Annotated in this window: 1 protein-coding gene; it reads right to left on the bottom strand. The window is 72.1% G+C overall.

Going from position 1 to position 4383, the window contains the following annotated elements; translation table 11 throughout:
- On the bottom strand, window positions 1-4326 hold a 4326-nt coding region (locus ACTOQ1_RS42660), incomplete at its 3' end, for a type I polyketide synthase (RefSeq protein ID WP_440074284.1).
- Window positions 4327-4383: the final 57 nt, after the last annotated feature.

Here is a 4383-nt window from a genome sequence, read left to right as displayed (position 1 = left end):
ACGACCGCTGAAGACCACCGACTCACCACCGGCGACCTCCGTCACCGCACTCAGCAACGGATGATCGATCCCCTCCAAACCAGCCGCGTCCATGTCCCCGGCCTCAGCCTGCGCCGCCACCCAGAACCGCTCCCGCTGGAAGGCATACGTCGGCAGATCCACCCGTACCGGCCGAGCCGGAGCGAAGAAGGCCTCCCAATCGACGGCGATCCCCCGGACCTGCAACTGCCCCAGGGCTCTGACCAACGTCCTAGCCTCATCACGGTCCTTACGCGCGACCGCGACGAACACACCATCGTCGACACTCTGCTGGGCCAGGGCGGTCAGGGTGGTGTCCGGCCCGATCTCGACGAACACGTTCGCCTGGCAGGCGACGACCCCGTCGGCGAAGCGCACCGCCTCCCGCACGTGCCGCACCCAGTACGCCGGATCGGTGAGCAACCCCGGCTCGGCGGGACGGCCCGTCACGTTGGAGACGACCGGGATGCTCGGCTCGGCGAAGGTCAACCCGGAGACGATCTGCTCGAATTCGGCGAGCATCGGCTCCATCAACGGCGAGTGGAAGGCATGCGAGACCCGCAGCCTGCGCGTCCGCGCGCTCACCAGTGCGGCGACCTCCTCCACCGCGCTCTCGTCACCGGAGATCACCACGGCCTCCGGGCCGTTGACGGCGGCGATGCCGACGTCCTGACGGCCCTCCAGCAGCGGAAGGACGTCTGCTTCGGGGGCGGCGATGGCCAGCATCGCCCCACCCTCCGGCAACGCCTGCATCAACCGGGCACGGGCGGAGACCAGGGCGCACGCGTCGGGCAGTGAGAGCACCCCGGCCACGTGCGCGGCGGCGATCTCCCCCACCGAGTGACCCACCAGCACGTCCGGGGTCACCCCCAGCGAGGTGAGCAGACGGTACAGAGCCACCTCGAAGGCGAACAGCGCCGGCTGGGTCGTCCCGGTCTCGGCCAGCACCTCGTCCGGATCGGAGAACATCGCCTCACGCACCGACCCCGGCAACAACGCGCAGACCTCGTCCAGCGCGTCGGCGAACACCGGGAACGCCGCCGCGAGCTCACGGCCCATCCCCACCCGCTGGCTGCCCTGACCGGCGAACAGCATCGCCAGCCTGCCGCCACCGGTCGCCGCACCGGGCGTCGTCGTACCGTCGGCCAGGGCACGCAGGCCCGTCACCAGCTCGGCCCGGTCGGCGCCGACCACCACCGCGCGCTGCTCCAGCAGCGCCCGGCCCGTCGCCAGCGTCCAGGCCGCATCGGCCGGGTTCAGCTCCGGCCGCTCCTCCACCCACGACGCGAGCCGGGAAGCCTGTCCTCGCAGCGCCTCGGGAGTCTTGGCCGAGACCAGCCACGGCGTCACCGGCAACTCGACGGCACCGGCCTCGACCTCGGCCTCCGCCGGACCCTGCTCGATGATCACGTGCGCGTTGGTGCCGCTGATCCCGAAGGAGGAGATCGCAGCCCGGCGCGGGCGGTCCTCGATGTCCCAGGGACGGGCCTCGGTCAGCAACTCCACCGCGCCCGCCGACCAGTCGATGTGCTCCGACCGCTCCTCGGCGTGCAGGGTCCGCGGCAGCGTCCCGTGCCGCATCGCCATCACCATCTTGATGACGCCACCGACACCGGCGGCGGCCTGGGTGTGGCCGATGTTCGACTTCAGCGACCCCAGCCACAGCGGCCGGTCCTCGGGACGGTCCTGGCCGTAGGTGGCGATAAGCGCCTGCGCCTCGATCGGGTCGCCCAGCACCGTTCCCGTACCGTGTGCCTCGACCGCGTCCACATCCGCGGGCGAGAGGTTCGCGCTGGCCAGCGCCTGGCGGATCACCCGCTGCTGCGCGGGACCGTTCGGGGCGGTCAGGCCGTTGCTCGCGCCGTCCTGGTTGACCGCGCTGCCCCGTACGATCGCGAGGACCTGGTGGCCGTTGCGCCGCGCGTCCGACAGCCGCTCGACCAGCAGCACGCCGACGCCCTCGCCCCAGGCGGTGCCGTCCGCCGTGTCGCCGAAGGACTTGCATCTGCCATCGGGTGCCAGACCGCGCTGGCGGGAGAACTCGATGAAGGTTCCGGGCGTCGACATGACCGTGACACCGCCCGCGAGGGCCAGATCGCACTCACCCGAGCGCAGTGCCTGCGCGGCCAGGTGCAGCGCGACCAGCGACGACGAGCACGCCGTGTCCACGGTCATCGCCGGTCCCTCGAACCCGAAGGTGTAGGACACCCGGCCGGAGACCAGGCTCCCGCCACTGGTCGAGGCGGGAGCGCCGAGACCGTAGTCGTGGTACATCAAGCCGGCGAACACGCCCGTCCGGCTGCCGCGTAGCCCGACCGGACTGACACCGGCCCGCTCCAGCGCCTCCCATGACGCCTCCAGCAGCAACCGCTGCTGCGGATCCATCGTCAGGGCCTCGCGCGGGCTGATCCCGAAGAACTCGGGGTCGAACTCGGCGGCGTCGTACAGGAAACCGCCGTGCTTCACGTAGGAGGTGCCCTTGCTCTCCGGGTCCGGGTTGTAGATCCGCTCCATGTCCCAGCCGCGGTCGGCGGGGAACTCGGAGATGGCGTCCGTACCGCCGGCCACGAGGTCCCACAGCCCCTCGGGCGACAGCACCCCACCGGGGTAGCGGCAGGCCATGCCCACGATCGCGATCGGCTCGTCGTCGCCCGGCGTCCTGGCCGTCGTGACCGACGCGATCGCGGACGCGGCGCCGATCAGCTCCGACCCCACGTAGTCCGCCACCGCTCGGGCGGTCGGATAGTCGAAGATCAGCGTGGCCGGCAGCCGCATGCCGGTGACCTGGCTGAGCCTGTTCCTGAACTCGACCGCGGTGAGGGAGTCGAAGCCGAGGTCCTGGAAGGCGCGGTCCGGCTGGACGGCCTCCTTCGAGGCGTGCCCGAGCACCGTCGCCACTTCCTGGCACACCAGGTCGGACAGGATCGCCAGGCGTTCCGCGGGCTCCATCGCGGCCAGCCGTCCCGCGAGGCCGTTGAGGGTGCCCGCTCGTGGCAGCGCCACCCGGGCCGGGTTCCTGCCCTGGGCGAACCGCGCGGCGACCAGCGCCGGCCGGTCATGGCGCAGAGCGGCGTCGAACAGCGCCAGCCCGTCGGCAGCCGACAGCGGCTTCAGGCCCATGCGCTCCATGCGGCGCACGTCGGCCTCGGTCAGTTCCTCGGCCATCCCGCCGATCGCCCACAGGCCCCAGGCCAGCGAGGTGCCCGCCAGTCCCTGTGCTCTGCGGTGTTCGGCCAGCCCGTCGAGGAAGGCGTTGGCAGCGGCATAGTTGCCCTGCCCGGGACCACCCAGCGCTCCCGCCACCGAGGAGAACAGCACGAACGCCGACAGGTCCAGCTCCCGGGTCAGCTCGTGCAGATGCCAGGCCGCGTCGGCCTTGGGCCGCATCACCCCGTCCAGCCGCTCGGAAGTGAGCGCGGTGATCACGCCGTCGTCCAGGACGCCGGCCGCGTGCACCACACCGCTCAGCGGCCGATCGGCCGGGATGCCCGCGATCAGCTGTGCCAGCGCCTCCCGATCACCGACGTCGCACGCCGCGACCTCGACCGTGGCACCCAGCTCGGTCAGCTCCGCCACCAGCTCGGCCGCCCCCGGCGCCTGTACGCCACGACGGCTGACCAGCAGCAGCTGCCGCACATCGTGGGCAGTCACCAGATGCCTGGCCGCCAGCGCGCCCAGTCCACTCAAACCGCCGGTGACCAGCACCGTGCCCTCCGGGCCGAAGACCGGAGCACGCTCCTCCCCGGCCGGCGCCACCGCCGTACGCACCAGACGCGGCGTCCACACCGCACCCGCCCGTACCGCGACCTGCGCCTCACCCGAAGCCAGCGCCTGACCCACCGCGTCCTCGTCCAGCGGTCCGGTCTCCACGTCCAGCAGCACGAACCGGCCCGGCTGCTCGGCCTGCGCCGCCCGCACCAGACCCCACACCGCCGCCTGCGCCGGATCCACATCCTCGACCTCGGACACCGCCACCGCGCCCCGCGTCACCACCACCAGCCGCGAGGAGGCGAACCGCTCCTCGGCCAGCCACCCCTGCACCAGATCCAACGCCTCGTGCACCCCGGCCGACACCTCGACCAGCACACACTCCGCGACCGCACCATCCAGCGAACCGGCCAGCACCCACCCGGGCACCTCTGCGGAAGCGGCCGGAGCCGTGCTCCACTCGAGCCGGTGCAGTGAGTCGGTGCGGTGGGTGGTGGTGAGCTGGTCGGCTGATATCGGACGGGCCGCGAACGCCTCGATCGACAGCACCGGTACCCCGGTGGAGTCGGCGATCGTCAAGGCGACCGTGTTCTCGCGCACCGGCGAGATCCGTGCCCGTACCTCGGTCGCCCCGGCCGAATACAGGCTCACCCCCGC

It is taken from the genome of Streptosporangium sp. OZ121 (genome assembly GCF_051918885.1).
GTDB lineage: Bacteria > Actinomycetota > Actinomycetes > Streptosporangiales > Streptosporangiaceae > Streptosporangium.
Note: the sequence above shows the minus strand (reverse complement) of the source record. Positions and strands in the feature narration are given on the sequence as shown.